This is a genomic window from Actinomadura sp. KC216, from assembly GCF_004348535.1.
Classification (GTDB): Bacteria; Actinomycetota; Actinomycetes; order Streptosporangiales; family Streptosporangiaceae; genus Spirillospora.
Genome location: NZ_SMJX01000173.1, coordinates 1 through 17,355, shown reverse-complemented (window position 1 = coordinate 17,355; position 17,355 = coordinate 1). Strand labels below are relative to the sequence as shown.

The 17,355-nt window shown below is 74.9% G+C and carries 13 protein-coding genes and 1 pseudogene; 7 read left to right on the top strand and 7 right to left on the bottom strand.

Annotated elements, in window-relative coordinates; all coding sequences use genetic code 11:
* A pseudogene (locus tag E1264_RS43710) lies at positions 1 to 573 on the top strand (hypothetical protein); the annotation flags it as partial.
* Positions 574 to 592: 19 nt separating this feature from the next.
* On the opposite strand, the gene E1264_RS26350 reads toward E1264_RS43710, so the two are convergent.
* Genes E1264_RS26350 through E1264_RS26325 form a run of 6 tightly spaced genes read right to left on the bottom strand, consistent with a single transcriptional unit; the run spans position 593 to position 8,810 of the window.
* Positions 593 to 1,780: a VWA domain-containing protein gene (locus E1264_RS26350; RefSeq protein ID WP_132178091.1), complete on the bottom strand. Its 1,188-nt coding sequence runs from the start codon at positions 1,778 to 1,780 to the stop codon at positions 593 to 595.
* Positions 1,777 to 4,113 (bottom strand): DUF5682 family protein, encoded by a 2,337-nt coding sequence (locus tag E1264_RS26345; RefSeq protein ID WP_132178089.1) that lies wholly within the window; start codon positions 4,111 to 4,113, stop codon positions 1,777 to 1,779. The genes E1264_RS26350 and E1264_RS26345 overlap by 4 nt, the downstream gene beginning before the upstream one ends.
* Entirely contained in the window at positions 4,074 to 5,204 is a 1,131-nt protein-coding gene (locus E1264_RS26340; protein WP_243711181.1) for an AAA family ATPase, read from the bottom strand. The genes E1264_RS26345 and E1264_RS26340 overlap by 40 nt, the downstream gene beginning before the upstream one ends.
* The gene (locus E1264_RS26335; protein ID WP_132178087.1) at positions 5,201 to 6,706 is read right to left on the bottom strand and encodes a DUF5691 domain-containing protein; all 1,506 of its coding nucleotides are present in this window, start codon (positions 6,704 to 6,706) and stop codon (positions 5,201 to 5,203) included. Before E1264_RS26335 ends, E1264_RS26340 begins: the two co-directional genes overlap by 4 nt.
* Entirely contained in the window at positions 6,703 to 8,001 is a 1,299-nt protein-coding gene (locus E1264_RS26330) for an SWIM zinc finger family protein (protein WP_132178085.1), read from the bottom strand. Before E1264_RS26330 ends, E1264_RS26335 begins: the two co-directional genes overlap by 4 nt.
* 47 nt (positions 8,002 to 8,048) lie before the next feature.
* A complete protein-coding gene (locus E1264_RS26325) occupies positions 8,049 to 8,810 on the bottom strand; it encodes a M50 family metallopeptidase (protein WP_132178083.1) in 762 nt (253 codons plus the stop codon).
* 269 nt (positions 8,811 to 9,079) lie between these two features.
* Here E1264_RS26325 and E1264_RS26320 point away from each other — a divergent pair, with 269 nt between their 5' ends.
* From E1264_RS26320 to E1264_RS26305, 4 genes are read left to right on the top strand one after another with little or no spacing between them, the layout of a single operon-like run.
* The gene (locus E1264_RS26320) at positions 9,080 to 11,212 is read left to right on the top strand and encodes a fibronectin type III domain-containing protein (RefSeq protein WP_132178081.1); all 2,133 of its coding nucleotides are present in this window, start codon (positions 9,080 to 9,082) and stop codon (positions 11,210 to 11,212) included.
* A 33-nt stretch (positions 11,213 to 11,245) separates the two neighbouring features.
* Positions 11,246 to 12,229 (top strand): MoxR family ATPase, encoded by a 984-nt coding sequence (locus E1264_RS26315; RefSeq protein ID WP_243711180.1) that lies wholly within the window; start codon positions 11,246 to 11,248, stop codon positions 12,227 to 12,229.
* A gap of 1 nt (position 12,230) precedes the next feature.
* Entirely contained in the window at positions 12,231 to 13,361 is a 1,131-nt protein-coding gene (locus E1264_RS26310; protein ID WP_207936239.1) for a DUF58 domain-containing protein, read from the top strand.
* Positions 13,358 to 15,544, top strand: a complete 2,187-nt coding sequence (locus E1264_RS26305; RefSeq protein ID WP_132178079.1) for a DUF3488 and transglutaminase-like domain-containing protein — start codon at positions 13,358 to 13,360, stop codon at positions 15,542 to 15,544. Before E1264_RS26310 ends, E1264_RS26305 begins: the two co-directional genes overlap by 4 nt.
* On the opposite strand, the gene E1264_RS26300 is transcribed toward E1264_RS26305, so the two are convergent.
* Positions 15,525 to 16,163: a hypothetical protein gene (locus E1264_RS26300; protein ID WP_132178077.1), complete on the bottom strand. Its 639-nt coding sequence runs from the start codon at positions 16,161 to 16,163 to the stop codon at positions 15,525 to 15,527. The two genes, E1264_RS26305 and E1264_RS26300, sit on opposite strands and share 20 nt — an antisense overlap.
* An 18-nt stretch (positions 16,164 to 16,181) precedes the next feature.
* Between E1264_RS26300 and E1264_RS26295 the strand changes: the two genes are divergently transcribed.
* Complete coding sequence (locus E1264_RS26295; RefSeq protein ID WP_132178075.1) at positions 16,182 to 16,361, top strand: hypothetical protein; 180 nt, start codon at positions 16,182 to 16,184, stop codon at positions 16,359 to 16,361.
* Positions 16,362 to 16,363: 2 nt separating this feature from the next.
* Positions 16,364 to 17,296 carry a pyridoxal-phosphate dependent enzyme gene (locus E1264_RS26290; protein ID WP_207936236.1) on the top strand — a complete coding sequence of 311 codons (933 nt, stop codon included), beginning with the start codon at positions 16,364 to 16,366 and terminating at the stop codon, positions 17,294 to 17,296.
* Positions 17,297 to 17,355: the final 59 nt, after the last annotated feature.

Genomic DNA, 17,355 nt, shown 5'->3' with positions numbered 1-17,355 from the left:
CCGCCGCCTTCGCCCGTGCCGGGCGGGGAGACCTTCCGTGACACCGAACCGGCGCCGATCCGGCGGCCACCGCCCGAGGCGGCCCAGCCGGACACGGCGCGGTTCGTCCACGACCACGCCCAAGGGCACGCTCCGCAGCCGCAGGAGCAGGCGTGGCCGCCGCCGGTCCCGGACGACCGGCCGCCCGAGCCGTACCGGCCGCTGCGGCGCGGTCCGGCGCTCGGCGCCGGGCTGGTGCTCGCCGCGCTCCTCGCCGCGCTGGACGTCGCCGCGCTCGCCATCCTGATCGCCCGGCCGTCCCTCAGCGAGGGCGGCCGGGGCGCGCTGCTGCCCGTGGTCGCGTCGTCGTTCGCGGTGGTGGCCGTGGTCACGCTGATCGCGGTGATCCTCGCCTGGCGCGGCAGCCGCCCCGCCGCGTGGACGGTGATGGCCGCGCGCGTCGCCCGCGTCGCGATGTGGGGCGCGTGGGGCGCGCTCGTGCAGATCCAGCCGTCCGCGCTGGCCGGGCACGCCGTGCTGACCGCCCTCGTCGTGATCCTGCTGGCGCGCGGCCTGTCCCGATCACCCCGCTGAGCGGCCCTCCGGCCCCGGCCTACTGGGCGTCGGGCCGGCGCTCCGACCACTCCTTCAGGTCGCGGCGCTCGATCGCCGCGGCCATCAGCTCGGGGAACGCGTCCGGCGTGCACGCGAACGCCGGGACGCCCAGCGCCGCCAGCGCCGCCGCGTTCTCGTGGTCGTAGGCGGGCGCGCCCTCGTCCGACAGCGCGAGCAGCACGACGACCTGCACGTCCGCCGCCGCCAGCGCCGCGACCCGCTGCAGCAGCTCGTCGCGGATCCCGCCCTCGTACAGGTCGCTGATCAGCACGAGGATCGTGTCGTTCGGGCGCGTCACGAGGCTCTGGCAGTACGCGACGGCCCGGTTGATGTCGGTGCCGCCGCCGAGCTGGGTGCCGAACAGCACCTCCACCGGGTCGTGCAGCTGGTCGGTCAGGTCGACGACGCTGGTGTCGAACACGACGAGGGACGTCCGCAGCGACCGCATCGACGCCAGCACCGCCCCGAACACGCTCGCGTACACCACCGACGCCGCCATCGACCCGCTCTGGTCGATCGCGAGGACGACGTCCCGCTTGACGGCCTGCTGCCGCCGCCCGTAGCCGATCAGCCGCTCGGGGACGAGCGTCCCGTGCTCGGGCAGGTAGTTCCGCAGGTTCGCGCGGATCGTCCGGTCCCAGTCGACGTCGGCGAGCCGCCTCGGCCGCAGCACCCGCGCCGACCGGTCCAGCGCGCCGCCGATCGCCGACCGGGTCTTCTGCGCGAGCCGCCGCTCCAGGTCGTGGACGACCTTCCGCACCACCGCGCGGGCGGACTCGCGGGCCCGGTCGGGCAGCACCTTGTTCAGCGACAGCAGCGTCCCGACCAGGTGGACGTCGGGTTCGACGGCGTCGAGCATCTCCGGCTCCAGCAGCAGCCGGGTCAGGTCGAGGCGCTCGATCGCGTCCTTCTGCATGACCTGCACGACGCTGGACGGGAAGTACGCGCGGATGTCGCCGAGCCACCGCGCCACCGACGGCGCGGAATCGCCGAGCCCCGCGCTGCGCCGCCCCGGCCGGGGCCGTCCCTCGTCGTTCCCGGCGCCGTAGAGCTTCTCCAGCGCGCCGTCGATCCGCGCGTCGTCACCGGCGAGCGAGACGCCGGTCCCGTCGGCCCGGTCGCCGCCGAGCACCAGCCGCCACCGGCGCAGCCGCTCCGGGGCGCTCTCGGTTCCGTTTCCGTTCATCGGTCCCATCCGAGGATGTGCAGGGCGGTGGCGGCCGCGGGGGCGGCGCGGGTCTCGTCCACGTCGTCCTCGGCGGGGTGGGACGCGGCCGCGGGCGCGTGGCCGAGGCGCCGCAGCTGCTCGCCGATGGCGCGGCGTTCGGCGGACGCGTAGGCGCCGAACGTGCGGCGCAGCAGCGGCAGGACGTCGGTGAACGAGTCGTCGGGAAGCCCGGAGATCCAGCCGTCGACGAGGCGCAGGAGGGTCTCGTCGTGCATGAGCAGCAGGGCGCCGCCGGACAGGAACCCCTCGACCCACGCGGCGGCGCGGGCGGGCGGGACGCCCGTGGACACGGCCCGCGCCATCCGGTCGGGGACGTCGTGGAGGCGGCCCGCGTCGAGGAGCAGGCGGGTGAGGCGGCCCTCGACCAGGCCGTGCAGCGCGTCGGGGCGGGCGACGAGCCCCTCCAGCGTCCGGCGCCAGCGTTCGATGTGGTCGTCGTCGGCGAGGAGCGACAGGGCGCCGTGGACGGCGTCGACATGGCCGAGGAACTCGCGGGCGGCGTCGTCGTCCAGGCCGGTGATCGCGGGCGGCAGGCCGACGCAGACGCGGACGACGAGGCCGTCCACGACCGTGCGGAGCGGCCCCGTGGACGTGCCCCGCACGTCGCCGTACCGCAGCGCGCGGACCAGCGCGGGCATCGCGGACATCAGGTGCGCGACGTCGGTGTCGACGGCGGCCCGGTCGGCGAGCGCCCGCATCACGGTGGGCAGCGCGTCGCCGAGGTCGGCGAGCAGGCAGCGCTCGGCCACGGACGTGAGGTCGGCGAGCGCGGTCGCGTCCGCGGCGAGGGCCTTGGCCCGCGCGGTCGTCGCGCCGCGGACGGTCGTGCCCCACGCGCTCGCCTCGATCAGCTCGACCTCGAACTCCGGGCGCCACGCGAGCGTCCACGTCTCCTTGAACGTGCCCTTGGAGCGGCCGGTGTCGGACGGGACGCCCCAGTCGATGTCGAGGAGGCGGAGCCGGTGCAGCAGGCGGCTGCGTTCGAGATCGGTGGGTTTGCGGAGGTCGAGGTCCTGCTCCTTGTCGAGCGCGGACGGCTTGAGCCGCAGCCGCCGCTGCTCGGCCTGCAGGTCGCGCTGGAGCGGGACCATCGGCGTCCGCTCCGGCACGCCGCCGAGCCGCTCCCCGACGACCATCTGCCGCTGGATCAGCTCGACGGGCAGGTCGGCGCCCTCGCACAGCACCGCCCGCGTCGCCTCGGTCACCTCGTCCAGCCCGGCGAGCGGGCGGCCGCGCAGCGCGGCGAGCGCCTCGGCGAGCCGGACGGCCTCGATCACGTGCGCGGACGACACGTGCAGGTCCTCACCGCGCAGGACGCGGGCGGCGGCGGTCAGCCACCGCTCGATCGGACGGTCCCGCGCCGTGAACAGATGGTGGTACCAGCCGGGGGACCGGACGCCCGCGCCGTAGCCGGAGCGCCCCGCGAGCCGCCCGTGCGTCCACGGCACCCACGTCATCGCGATCTTGGCCTTGGGCAGGCCGCGGAGCGTCCGGTCGTCGTGCGCCGCCGGGACCTTCGCCTGGATCGCCGGGACGTGCCACGCGCCGCAGACCACCGCGACCCGCTCGTGCCCGTCCTTCAGGGTGCGGCGCAGCGTCCGCCGCATGTGGGCCTCGCGCTGCTCCTCGCGCCGCAGATGCCCCGGCGGCAGCCCGGAGGGCTTCTCCGGCAGCGCGGCGAGCTGCTCGCGCAGCTCCGTCATGGCCTCCGCGATGGCGGGGAACGGCGCCACCTCCGGCACGCCTCCGCCGCCGCGATGCTCGACGACGTCGTCCCACCAGCGTTCGGCGTCGTCGTATCCGGCGGCCTTCGCCAGCCAGCCGAGCGGGTCGAGCCGGATGCCCTCCGCCGCCTCCTCGCCGCCGTCGCCGCCGGTCTCCTCTTCCTCCTCGTCCTCGCCGGGGACGAGCTGGTGCGCCGCCGGAAGGTCGCAGAAGCGCACCGGGACGCCCGCGCCGAGCGCGTACCGGACCGCCTGCCACTCCGGGCTGAACTCGGCGAACGGCCAGAACGCCGCCTTCCGGTCACCGTCGCCGGAGCCCGGGCCGGGGCCGGACGAGGCGGCGGGGGAGTAGGCGAGCAGCGCGACCGGCGGGACCATGCCCGGGTCGCCCGCCAGCTCCACGATCGGGTCGGCCTCCGGCGGGCCCTCGATCAGCACCGCGTCCGGCTTGAACTCCTCCAGGGCGCCGCGCAGCGCCCGCGCCGAGCCGGGCCCGTGGTGCCGGATCCCGTAGACCTCGACGTGACTCAAGACACCTCCCGGCAGGCGCGGTAGAAGTCCCGCCATTCCGGGCGGTCCCGCACGACCGCCTCCAGGTACTCCTGCCACACCACCCGGTCGGACACCGGGTCCTGGACGACGGCGCCGACGATCCCGCCCGCCACGTCCGCCGCGCGCAGCACGCCGTCGCCGAAGTGCGCGGCCAGCGCCAGCCCACTGGTGATCACCGAGATCGCCTCGGCGGTGCTGAGCGTCCCGCTGGGCGACTTGAGCTTGGTCCGCCCGTCGCTCGTGATCCCGGAGCGCAGCTCGCGGAACACGGTCACGACGCGGCGGATCTCCTCCAGCCCCGCCGGGGACTCGGGCAGCTCCAGGCCCGCGCCGATCTGGTCGACACGCCGCGCCACGATGTCGACCTCGTCCTCGGTGGACTCGGGCAGCGGCAGCACGACCGTGTTGAACCGGCGGCGCAGCGCGCTGGACAGCTCGTTCACGCCCCGGTCGCGGTCGTTCGCCGTCGCGATGACCGTGAAGCCCTTGCGCGCCTGCACCTCGGTGTTCAGCTCGGGGACGGGCAGCGTCTTCTCCGACAGCACGGTGATCAGGCTGTCCTGGACGTCGGACGGCATCCGGGTCAGCTCCTCGACGCGGGCGACCGCCCCGGTGCGCATCGCCCGCATCACCGGGCTCTCCACCAGCGCCTTCTCCGACGGGCCTTCGGCGAGGAGCCGCGCGTAGTTCCACCCGTACCGGACGGCCTCCTCCGCCGTGCCCGCCGTCCCCTGGACGAGCAGCGTCGAGTCATCGCTGACGGCCGCCGCGAGATGCTCCGACACCCACGTCTTCGCCGTCCCGGGCACCCCGAGCAGCAGCAGCGCCCGGTCGGTCGCGAGCGTCGCGACCGCGACCTCCATCAGCCGGCGCGGCCCCACGTACTTCGGGCTGATCGCCGTGCCGTCGGGCAGCTCGCCGCCCAGCAGGTACGTCGTGACGGCCCACGGCGACAGCCGCCAGCCGGGCGGGCGGGGCCGGTCGTCGTGCTCGGCCAGCCGCGCCAGCTCCCCGGCGTACTCCTGCTCGGCGTGCGGCCGCAGAACGGCGCCCGCCTCTCCGGGGGGACGACCCCCCAGACCCCCCGGCGAATTCTCTTCGGTCACTGGTTGAGCTCCTTCAGCATCTCGTCGCGGAAACGCAGCGTTGCGATCAGTTCGGTGACGGCCCGCGGGACCGCCGGTTCCAGGAGTTCGAGGCGGGACGCGGCGGCGGGGTCGAGCCGCTGGTCGGCGAGCCGGCACAGCTGCGTGATCAGGTGCTCGTCGCGCCGGGTGTTCCGCTCCGTGGAGGCGGCGATGGTCGCGACGACCGCCGACGCGAGCGCGCCCGTCCACGGCCCCGGGACGCGCTCCAGCACCCGCAGCAGGTCGGGCTGCCCCTCCACCCACCGGATCAGGTCGGCCGCGGCCGGGTCGCGCTCCGCCTCCGGCAGGACCGACAGCAGGTCGGCGAGCGCCTCCGGCTCGTCCACCATGACGCCGCCCTTGAGCAGCGCCCGCGCCCATTCCGCGTCGTGCTGGCCGAGCGCGGCGCGGGCCCACCCGATGTGGACGTCGCGCCCGTCCGACTCGGAGACCGGCAGGCACACGATCTCCATCGGCGGCAGCGCGAACAGCTCGGTCCAGGTGGCCAGGGGTGTGCGGGCGAGGATCTCGCGCAGCCACGCCGCCCGCGTGCCCACCGGCGCGCCGCCGCCGCGCGGCGCGAACGACCCGCTCGGGTGGAACGGGACGCCGTCGCGCGCCAGGTCCTCGCCGTGGGCCTCCGGGGGCTCGACGCGGATCCAGGTCTGCTCGCGCCCGCGCGCGACGCGCGACTCGGCGGTGAGGCAGGCGCGGGCCCGCGCCGCCATCCGCTCCCCGTACGCGGACCCGGGCATGCGGGCCAGCAGGTCGGACGCGATCTGCCGGACGTCCTTGCCGCGGTCTTCCAGCGCCGATTCGAGGAACTCCTCGTCGTCCAGGGACAGCCCGTGCTCGAACGTGGCGAGGAACGCCGCGCGGTCGGGGGCGGGCTCCGTGGCCCACGTCTCGCGCAGCAGCTTCCGCGCCTTCCCGGGATCGGCGCCGCGGAGCCTGGTCAGGTAGGCGACGCGGCGGTTGCGCGTCCCCGTCTCCCACACCTCGGGACCGCCGCCGGGATCGTCACCGGAGCCGACCAGGTACGCCCAGTCGGTGTTCTGCAGGGCCAGCCACACCCCGCGCCGCCCGGCCGCCCGCGCGATCGACGGCCGCAGCATCCGGTCGCCGCGCCCGCGCTCCAGCAGGTCGGGCAGCGACTGCGCGGGCACCCGGAGGCCGCGGCGGGCCGCCGCGTCCAGCCATTCGGGCAGCACCCGGATCTGCTCGCCGCCCAGGATCCGCCGCAGCCGCGCCGCCGCCGGGCCCGGCACCGCCGGGACGTCCTCCACCGGGGCGAGCGCCACCGGCTCGGGCGCCTCCACCGACGGGACCCGGCCCGCCCGGCGCCGGACGGCCAGCACCGCCGCCTGGTCGAGCAGCCGCCCCGGCCGGTCGCCCGCGTCGGGGGCGCCGGGCAGGACGGGCGGGTCGCGGCGCTCCGTGCCGAGCAGCGCGGCCGTGACGTGCTCGTTCCACGCGGTCACAGGATCACCGTCCCCTCGTCGTCGTGCCATGCGGCCAGCGGGCGCAGGCCGCGCGGGCTCCACTCGCCGGCCATCGTCACCGGCCCGCCGCCGGACAGCGCCAGCAGCCGCCACGGGTCGCCCAGCCGGAGCGGCAGCGCGTCCCCGGCGCCGTCGACCACGGCCAGGTCACCCCCCGCCGTGCGGGCCAGGCGCACGTCCTCCAGCGTCGCGGGCCAGCGGTCGAGCCACGGATCGCGCGCGACCGCCGCCGCGTAGTCGTCCAGGAACCCCTGCACGGACGCCCCCGGCGGCCTGCCCGGCGCCATGGACCCGTGCCGCTCGGCGACCAGGGCCCGCAGCGGCGGCGAACCCGGGTAGAAGGCCAGCTCCGCGTCGATCTCCGTGCCCACGATGAGCGACGCGTCCAGAGACGTGCCCGGCGCGGCGAAGGACAACACGAGCGCCGGACGCCGCGTCCGCCGCCCCAGCAGCCATACCCGCCGCGTCGTCAGGAGATCCTGCGCGATGTCACGCGAGCCCGTCACGCACCACTCGTCCCGGACGCGCTCCCCGTCCGCCAGCACCTCCTCCTGCGGAACCGTGAACCCCACCCGCGACCGGACGGTCGCCCGCAGCCCCTCCGGCAGCTCGTCACGCCGCCCGTAGGCCCGCACCAGCAGGCGCAGCAGCGCGTACTCCTCCAGGAGACGGTCGGGCCAGCCGGGCTGCCGGGGAATCGCCGCCAGGCCCCTCACCTGCCCGGCGAGCGACCCCGCCTGCGCGTCGACGAGCCGCCGGGCCGCGTCGTCCCACACCCGGTAGGACGCCTTCTCCGCCTGCGCGAGGCCGTGCGCGACCTGGTCGCGGAGCCACTGGTCGAGTTCGGCGAGCCCGTCGTCGACGCGCCGCTCCCGCCGCTCCACCGTCTTCGGGTCACGGGTCTTGGCCGCCGACGCGGCCCGCCGCTCCGCCGCCTTGCCCGCGCGCTCGCGCCGCTCCTCGATCCACTCGGCCGTCCAGCCCGGACGGGGCCCGGTGTCGACCGTCCCCTCCGCCCAGAGGAGCAGCAGCCCGAGGGCGTGCTTGCACGGGAACTTCCGGCTCGGGCACGAGCACCGGAACGCGGGCTCGGTCAGGTCGACGCACGCGCGGTACGCGGACTTGCCGCTGCCCTGGCACTCGCCCCACACGGCCTCCGCGTCACAGCCCGTCCCGGCCCACTTGCCGGGCTTGGCGACGCCGCCCGCCGCCTTCGCCGACGGCGCGTCGGGCGCGAGGCCGAGCACCTGCTCCCGGTCCCATCGATCGCTCACACCATCGAAACTATCGGCGCCCTAGGACAAAGCGCAGCGCCTCCGGATCAGGGCGCGGACGGGACGGAGAGGTCGGGCAGGGACAGGCCGTCCGGGACGAGCAGCGCGCCCCCGGCCAGCAGCGCGAGCAGCGCGGTCGCGCCGAACAGGCCCACCCACGCCAGGCCCGGCACGCCCGTCAGGTTCGCGAGCTGGTCGGCGTCCGAACTCGGCGCCATCCGGTGGGTGCGCATCCGCTGCAGCTCGATCACCGGGCGGGTCGCCGCGAGCAGCAGGAACCACGCCGCCAGATAGGCGAACCCGGCCTGCACCTCGGCACTGCCCAGCCACGACACCGCGAAGATGACCGCCCCGGTCACGACCACCGACAGCACGCCGTAGGCGTTGCGGATCATGACGAGCATCCCCGCGAGCAGCGCCAGCGAGAACCACAGCATCAGCGTGATCCGGCCGGCCGCGAGGAGCAGCGCGAAGAACAGGCCGAGCAGCGGCGGGGTGACGTACCCCGCCAGCGCCGTGAAGATCATGCCGGGGCCGTGCGGCTTGCCGCGCGAGACCGTGACGCCCGAGGTGTCGGAGTGCAGCTTGATGCCGTCCAGCTTCCGGCCGGTCAGGAGGGCGACGAGCGCGTGCCCGCCCTCGTGCGCGATCGTCACCGTGTTCCGCGCGATCCGCCACGTGGGCCCGTGCACGACCGCCCCGAGCGCCACGAGCGCGACGAGGACGACCAGCCACAACGGGGGGTCGGGCTGGGTGCCCGTCACGCGGTCCCACAGGTCGCCGATGCTGATGTCGTCGTCCACGTCCACCCCGGAAGTCGTCGTCGCGATGCCCAACCTTAGGACGTCGGGGACAACGTTCGCGTTCGGATCACCACGGTCCGGATGCCGCGGAGCCCATCATGGCGGGCGAATGTGATCAATATCATGCGGGTTCGGCCGTAACCCGCGATGTCACCGCTGATAACCAGGCAGGATCTTCGCCGATCTCGCTCCGGCATGCCCCTCATTACCGTTATGGTGCCCTTCGCGCCGTGGTTCGGGGGTTCGGGCACGGCGCGATGAGAGGGTGACGGGGATTGAACGGGGACAGCTCCTCCGCGCCGGCCGCAGGCCGTAGCGGATTCTTTCGGTATTTCGGGCGAGACCGCCTGACCGGCCAGATCACGGCCGGGCTCGTCGGCGTCCTGTGCGTGAGCGCGCTCGTGTACGGGGTGGGCACGGCGAGCGCGCGGTACAAGCTCGCGGACGTCGGCGCCTGGCTCAGCGCGAGCGCCAAGGGAATGGTCGTGCACGCCAACGGCCTCGCGGGCAAGGTCGACGGCAAGGCGGCCGTGGTGCCGCAGATGCGCGGCCACAACATCAAGGTCGTCCAGGACGGCACGACGGTGCTGCTGGTGGACCTGGACACCGGCGTCGTCAGCCGGATCGACCCGTCCCAGCTGAAGATCACGGGCAGCCGCCCGGTCGGCGGGCCCGGACTCCAGGTCCTCGCCGGCGCCGGGGCCGCGTACACGGTCGACGCGGTCAAGGGCGCCGTCCAGCGGATCGACCCGCTGCACCTCACGCCGATCGGCCCGTCCGCGACGCTCACCGCGCCGCTCGGGCAGGCGGGCATCGACGCCGACGGGGCGCTGTGGGTGCCCGTCCCGCAGACGGGCGAGGTCGTCCCGTTCCGGGAGGGCGGCAAGGGCGCGCCCGTCGCCGCGGGCAAGCCCGGCGACCGCCTCGCGCTGACCATCGCCGCCGGACGGCCCGTGATCGTCGACAGCACGTCCGCGACGGCGCTGATCGTCCGGCCCGAGGGCACGCAGCGGATCAACCTGCCCGCGCCCGTCGCCGAGGCCCGGCACGGGGTCAAGGTCCCGGCCGTCGCCGACGGGCAGATCGTCCCCATCCTCGGCGCGGGCGGCGCGCTGTACCTGCTCGACACCGGAGTCGGGCGCGTCGAGTCGGTCGCGCTGCGCGTGCCGAACCACGTCTTCGAGCCGCCGCACGTGCTCGGCCCCCGCGTCTACCTGCCCGACCGGACGTCCGGGCGGCTGCTGGTCTTCAACACCGACCGCAACGCCTGGGAGCGGCCGCTCGCGGCCACCCGGCCCGGCGGGACGATCGAGATGCTCGTCCGCGACCACATGCTCTGGGTGAACGACCCGAACGGCGCGATCGCGTTCGCGTTCGACGCGAACGGCGGCGTCAAGCGGATCAGGAAGTACGAGGACAAGGTCCCGGGCGGTGCGCGGCGGCCGCTGCCCGTCCAGCAGAACCCCGGTGGCGGGCAGGGCAACCGCAACGGCTCCGGCGGCGGCCGCGGCGGCTCCAACGCCGTGCCGCCGCGGGGCGCGCCGCCGGTGAAGAAGGACCCGAGCGCGCCCGACCCGCCGATACCCGCCGCGTCCGGCGACAACGGCTCGGTCACCGTGCGCTTCACCCCGGCCGCGCAGCCGCAGGGCGTCTACCCGGTGACGAGGTTCGTCCTCCTCGACCGGTCGGGCGGCCCCGTCGCGGGCGCCAGCCCGGCCGCGTTCCCGGCGAACAGCCCCGGCGGAACGTTCCGGGTCGGCGGCCTGACCTGCGACACCACCACCCACATCTACAAGGTCGCCGCCGAGTACAGGGGCAAGGACGGAAGGCCCGCCTACAGCGAGTCCGGCGAGGTCGGCGCCACCGCCTGCACCGCCCCGGGCCCGCCGAGGGCCCTGACGGCCAAGCCCGTCAACCACGGCGCCGACCTGACCTGGGCCAGGTCGTCCGGCTACGACGTCACCTACGCCATCGCCTGGCCGGGCGGCTCGGACACGGCCACCGGCACCGCCAAGTCGATCCGGGGCCTGGCGAACGGGACGAGCCACACGGTCCAGGTGACCGCCCGCAACGGCGCCGGAGAGTCCACGGGGGTGACGACGACCGTGAACCTCGCCTATCCGACGAGGCAGATCAGGAACCAGAACAACGGCCAGACCAACACGATCATCCGGCCGGGCCCGCGGCGATCCGGAGAGGCGGGCAAGATCCCCCAGGGCGAGATCATCACGATGACCGTGGTGTGCCAGGTGCAGGGCGAGTCCTACACCGACACGGAAAGCAACACCACGAGCACCGTCTGGAACAAGGTCCAGACGAAGTACGGGGACGGCTACCTGAACGACACCCTGGTGGCCACGTCGAAGAACGGCTATCCGTCGGACGGCCTTTATGAATGCCAGTCGTGAGCAGGCTGTGCCGGACGCACGGGGGTGCGAGGGATGAGTGAGAGCGCGGGGATGGACGCGGATGCGCTGGCGGGGCGGTTCGCGCAGATGTTCGCGGCGCTGGCGGGCAACGTCGAGCGGGTCGTGCGCGGCAAGCGGGAGAAGGTGGAGCTGGCGCTGATCTGCCTGCTCTCCGAGGGTCACCTGCTGGTCGAGGACGTCCCGGGCGTCGGCAAGACGACGCTCGCGCGGGCGATGTCGGCGTCGGTGGAGGCGAAGTGGACACGGATCCAGTTCACGCCCGACCTGCTGCCCAGCGACATCACCGGGGTGTCGATCTTCAACCAGGGGACGAACGCGTTCGAGTTCCACGCCGGGCCGATCTTCGCGAACCTCGCCGTCGCGGACGAGATCAACCGCGGCTCGCCGAAGACGCAGTCGGCGCTGCTGGAGGTCATGGAGGAGCGCCGGGTGACGGTCGAGGGCACGCCGCACCCGGTGCCGCGCCCGTTCATGGTGATCGCCACGCAGAACCCGGTCGACATGGACGGCACGTACCCCCTCCCTGAGGCGCAGCTCGACCGGTTCCTGATGCGGATCTCCATGGGCTACCCCGACCACCAGGCGGAGGTGGCGCTGCTCGCGGGCACGCCGACGGGCGCGATGCTCGACCAGATGCCGCCGGTGATGGCCCGCGAGGACCTCGCCCGGATGATCGACTTCGCGCAGCGGCTGCACGTCGCGCCGCCGCTCTACGACTACCTGGTGCGGGTCGTCGCCGTGACGCGCGAGCATCCCGACCTGCGGCTCGGCGCGAGCCCGCGGGCCAGCATCGCGCTGCTGCGCGCGGCGCGGGTGCGGGCGGCGGCGGCCGGGCGGTCCTACATCGTCCCGGAGGACGTGAAGGCGCTCGCCGTCCCGGTGATCGCGCACCGGCTGATCGTGACGCCGGAGGCGGAGCTGCGCGGCCGCACCGGCGCGGACATCGTCGCCGAGGCCCTGCAGAACGTGCCGACACCGCAGGCCGCTGGGGTGTGAGGTGCTGACGCCGCTCGGATGGGGGACGGCGGCCGTGTCGGCGCCGCTGTACGCGGCGGGCTGGTGGCTCGGCTACCCGGAGCCCGCGATGCTCGCGGTGGCCGGGCTCGTCGCGGTGGGGGCCGCGGCGCTGTGGGCGCTGCCTCAGCCGAAGCTGGACGTCCGCCGGGAGATCGCGCCGAAGAAGGTGGAGCGCGGCGAACCGGCCGTGGGCGTCCTCCACGTGACGAACAAGGGACGCGGCACGCGGGGTCTCAGCGCGCATGACGCGGCCGGGTCGACGTCCGTGGCCGTGGACGTCCCGCGGCTGCGGTCCGGCGGGACGCGCTCGGTGACGTACCGGCTGCCGACCGGCCGGCGCGGCGAGATCCCGGTCGGGCCGCTGCGCCTCGTCAGGGCCGATCCGCTGCGGCTGGCCCGCCGCGTCCGCGAGTACGGGGCGCCGCGGATCCTGCTCGTCCGGCCGCGGACGGTGCGGCTGCCGCTGCTGCCGTCCGGCCGCGCGCACCACCTGGAGGGCCCGACCAGCGACAGGTCCCCGGCCGGGACGGCGACGTTCCACGCGCTGCGCGAGTACGTGATCGGCGACGAGCTGCGCCACATCCACTGGAAGTCGTCGGCGCGGACGGGCACGCTCATGGTCCGCCAGCTCGTCGACGCGAGCCTGCCCACGACGACGATCGTGCTGGAGGCGCGGCCGGAGTCGTGGCCCGAGCCGGACGACTTCGAGCTGGCCGTGGACGCCGCGGCCTCCGTCGCGGCGGGCGCGGCGGCGGCGAACTTCCCGGTCCGGATCCTCACCGGCAACGGGCCCCTCGCCGACACGCGGGGCGGGCCCGACGACATGGAGGTCGTCCTCGACCGGCTCACCTCGGTCACGACGCAGGACGGACCGCAGTCGACCGTGGACGCGGTGCGCCGTGTGCGCGCGGGCGGGTCGCTCGTCGTCGTCACGTCCGGGGCGGCGGAGCTGGGGCGGATCGCGGCCGTGCGGAGCCGGTTCGACCGGATCGTGGTGCTGCGGGTCCGGCCGCCGGAGCCCGCGTCCGCGCCGCCCGGCGTCCACCTGATCGACTTCGGCGACCTGGACGGGCTGGCGGAGGCGTGGCGGCGGCTGGGGAGCGTCCGGTGACGAGGTACGTGTCGCTCGCCGTCACGGCCTGCCTGGCCGCCGTCGCGGGCCTGTCGTTCCAGCGGGTCTTCGGCTTCGGCCCCGTGCTGCCGGTCGTGGCCGTCGCCGCGGCCGTCCCGACCCTGCTGTCCGCCCTGCTCTCCGGCCCGCGCAAGGACAAGCGGCCATGGCCGCTGTGGATCTCGCTCGTGCTGACCGTGGTGGCGTGGGCGGGCACGGTCTCGGTCACCGTCCTGCGCCCGGCGCTCGGCGGCGGGACGCTCCCGCAAGCCCTCCGCGAGGGTGTGCTCAGCTCGTGGAAGTCGATCCTGACCACGCTGCTGCCCGCACCGGCCAAGCCCGAGCTGCTCGTCCTGGTGAACGTGGTCGTCTGGCTCGCGGCCTTCGCGTCCGCCGAACTCGCGCTCCGGACCTCCCTGCGCGCCGCGCCCTGCCTCCCCGCCCTCGCCGTCTGGGCGGTCGCGCTCCTGCTCGGCGTGGACGGCCCCGGCTCCAACGTCCCGCTCGCCGCCGCGACCGTCGTGCTCATCGCGGTCCTGGCCCTCGTCCGCGCGGACATGGCGGGGGCGCGGGTCGCGTGGCGGCCCCTCGCCATCGGCGTTCCCGCCGCCGCCGCGCTCGGCGGGCTGGCGTTCGCGGCCGGGCCGGTCGTCCCGGTGAGCGCCGAACCGTACAACCCGCGCGAGCAGGTGCAGGCCCCGCCGCCGCAGCAGCGCGACGGCGTCAGCCCGCTCGACCGCGTCGGCGGCTGGCTGCTGAGCCCCGACCAGGTCATGTTCACCGTCCAGGCGCGGCGGAACGAGATCGCGCGGCTGGCCGTCCTGGACAGGTTCGACGGGGTGACGTGGTCGTCCACCGCCCGTTTCGTCCCGACCGGACGGCGCGTGCCGGAAGGGCCGCGCCCGGCCAAGAAGCACGGCGTCGCGCAACGGATCACGATCCGCGACCTGCCCGGCGTCTGGGTGCCCGCCGCCGACCGCCCCCGCCAGGTCGACGGGCTCCCGGTCGTCGTCGACCCGGCCAGCGGCGCGCTCGCCGCCGCGCAGCCGCTGCGCCCCGGCCAGACCTACCGGGTCGAGTCCGTCGTCCCCGAATGGACGGCCGACGACCTCGCCGGCGCCGCCATCGCCACCGACCCCGAGGCGAAGGCCACGCTGGAGCTGCCGTGGGGCCCGGGCGCGAAGGAGCCGCCCGTCCAGATCGCCGAGTTCCGCAGGTTCGCCGACTCGGCGACCCAGGGCGCGGTGTCGCCGATCCAGAAGGCCGCGATGCTCGCGGAGTACCTCAAGCGGTACGCCAGGTACGACGTGACCGCGCCGCCAGGCCACAGCTACCGGCAGCTCGACTACTTCCTGGGCGAGGGCAGGCGCGGCACGCCCGAGCATTTCGCGACCGCCTACGCCCTGCTCGCCCGGACCCTCGGCCTGCCGTCCCGCGTCGTCGTGGGCTTCGACGGCGGCAACCGTGTGGGCGACACCGTCCATGTACGTTCCGGCGACGTGATGGCCTGGCCGGAGGTCAAGTTCGACCGCCTCGGCTGGATCCGCTTCAACCCCCTCCCCGACAACGCGCGCCGCTCCAAGAAGAACGACGCCGTCGCAGCAGGGGAGACAGAACAGAAACTGGAGCAGGCGCAGAAAAACGCCGCGTCACAGCAACGAGGCCCAGGCCCCGGCAACACCACGCAGAAGAGCCCCGAGAAAAAGGCCGCCGCCGAGAGCGAGCCCACGCCTTGGTGGGTGTTCGCGTCGATCACGCTGGCCGTCCTGCTCATCGGATACGTGTTCGCCGTCATGCTCGCCCCCGCCCTGCGCCAGCGCCGCCGCCGGACGGGTACGCCCGCCGTCCGCATCACCGGGGCCTGGCACCAGGCGCTCGACCACCTCGCGGACGTCGGCCTGTCCACGGCCCGCACACTGACGGCGCACGAGGTCGCGCGGTTCGGCGCGTCCAGCGTCGGCGACGGCGCCCACGGGCACCTCGGCCCGCTCGCCGACCTCGTCAACCGCAGCCGCTTCGCCGAGACCCACCCGGGCCCGGAGGCCGCCGACCGGGCCTGGCACCATACCGACGAACTCGGCCGCCTCGTCACCGCCCGCGCGGGCCGCCTCCGCCGCTTCCGCCGCCGCCTCCACCCGCGATCCCTGAAGGACCGCCGCGCCGTCAGGACAAAGGGAGGCTGACGGCGATCTCGCCGCCGAGCACGGCACCCGTCTCCAGCTCCAGATCGTCACCGCTCCAGAACCGGCCCGGGTCGAACCAGTTCGGGCGGCGCCCCTTCGGCAGCAGCCCCATCGCCTGGTACGTCACCGCGACGATCTCCGCGCAGAACGCCGTCTCCAGACTCGCCTCCCGCTCCGCCGGGCGCCGGATCGGCACCCGCCCGCGCAGCCACCGCGTCGCCAGCCTGGACGTCGACGGGAACGGGGTGCCGTCCAGCCGCGCCACGGCCCGCAGCGCCGCGTCCTCCATCGCCCGGGACGGCGGCGGCTCGAGCTGCCGCAGCCACGCCCGCTGCCCGTACCGGTTCCCCCACGCCAGGACGGCCTCGCGCAGATCGTGCAGCTGCGCGCCGCGGTGGTGCCCGCCCGTCCACATGTCCCGCAGCGACCGGCCCAGCTCGGCGTGCCACATCAGCGGCGGCAGGTCGTCGATGACCAGCGACATCCCGACATGGTTGACGGGGCTGTTCGTCGTCATCTGGATGGCGCGGTCCGCGACCGTCCGGCCCCGGAACAGCCACACGTCCCCGGTGCGGGTCAGCTCTGCGGCGTCGTCGAGAGAGATGCTCGTCCCAGGCATGATCGATACCGTAGCCGGATGCGATGGTGGAGGACGCTCGGGTTGTGGAAGGCGTTGGGGCTGGCCGGGGTTCTCGGGGTCGCCGCTACCGGGGCCGTGATCGTGCGGGCCGAGCGGCGGCGGCGGGCCTACACGCCGGAGGAGATCCGGCAGCGGCTGCACGAGCGGGTCGGCGGGACGCCGCCGCGGGAGAAGTGAGCGTGCGCGCCGTGCGTGCGCCCGGGCCGGACGATCTCGACCGCGCGTGGCGTGTCGTGTCCGCGCGGCTCGTGCCGACGCCGCTGGTGCCGTCGTCCGGGCTGGGGACCGGCGCGATGCTGAAGCTGGAGACGTTCCAGCCGACCGGGGCGTTCAAGGTCCGGGGCGCGCTCGCGGCCCTGGCGGCGCTGCCGGACGGCGTCCCGGCCGTCACGGCGAGCGCGGGCAACCACGGGCTCGGCATGGGCTACGCGGCGGCCGAGTCCGGCGCGGACGTCACCGTGGTCGTGTCGACGCGGGCGTCGCGGGCGAAGGTCGAGAAGATCGGCGCTTGCCCGGTGCGGCTCGTGGAGTACGGGGCGACCTACGACGAGGCCGAGGCGCACGCGATGTCGCTGCCCGGCCACTACCTCTCGCCTTACAACGATCCGGCGGTCATCGCGGGACAGGGGACGCTCGGGCGGGAGCTCGACCGGCAGGTGGAGGGGCCGCTGACGGTGGTCGTGCCGGTCGGTGGCGGTGGGTTCCTCGCCGGGCTCAGCCTGTGGGCGCGCGAGCGGGGGGACGTGCGGCTCGTCGGTGTGGAGTCGGCCGTTTCCCGTGGTGTCTCCGCCTCGGTGGCGGCCGGGCGGGTCGTCGAGGTCGAGGTCGGCGACTCGATCGCCGACGCGCTGCCCGGCAACCTCGAACCCGGCTGCGTGACTCCGGAGGTCATCGGGCGGGACGCCGAGCTGACGTCCGTCACCGATGACCAGATCCGGACGGCGATGCGCTGGCTCTTCCGCGAGCACGGCCTCGTCGCCGAGGGCGGGGGCGCGGCCGGAGTCGCCGCCGTTCTCGCGGAGAAGGTCCAGGTCACGGGGCGTCTCGTGGTGATCCTGTCCGGGCGGAACATCACCGCCGGAACCTTCGCCGCCGCGCTGGACGAAAACTGACATATGCCCTTACCTGGGGAAACGGGGGCGTCAGTTGGATTTCATCCGCTACCTTGTCC

Bases quoted from the DNA above. Each gene is read 5' to 3' on its own strand.
- E1264_RS26350 (WP_132178091.1), bottom strand. From the start codon at position 1,780: ATGAACGGAAACGGAACCGAGAGCGCCCCGGAGCGGCTGCGCCGGTGG.
- E1264_RS26345 (WP_132178089.1), bottom strand. From the start codon at position 4,113: ATGGCGGGACTTCTACCGCGCCTGCCGGGAGGTGTCTTGAGTCACGTC.
- E1264_RS26315 (WP_243711180.1), top strand. From the start codon at position 11,246: ATGAGTGAGAGCGCGGGGATGGACGCGGATGCGCTGGCGGGGCGGTTC.
- E1264_RS26300 (WP_132178077.1), bottom strand. From the start codon at position 16,163: ATGCCTGGGACGAGCATCTCTCTCGACGACGCCGCAGAGCTGACCCGC.
- E1264_RS26295 (WP_132178075.1), top strand. From the start codon at position 16,182: ATGCGATGGTGGAGGACGCTCGGGTTGTGGAAGGCGTTGGGGCTGGCC.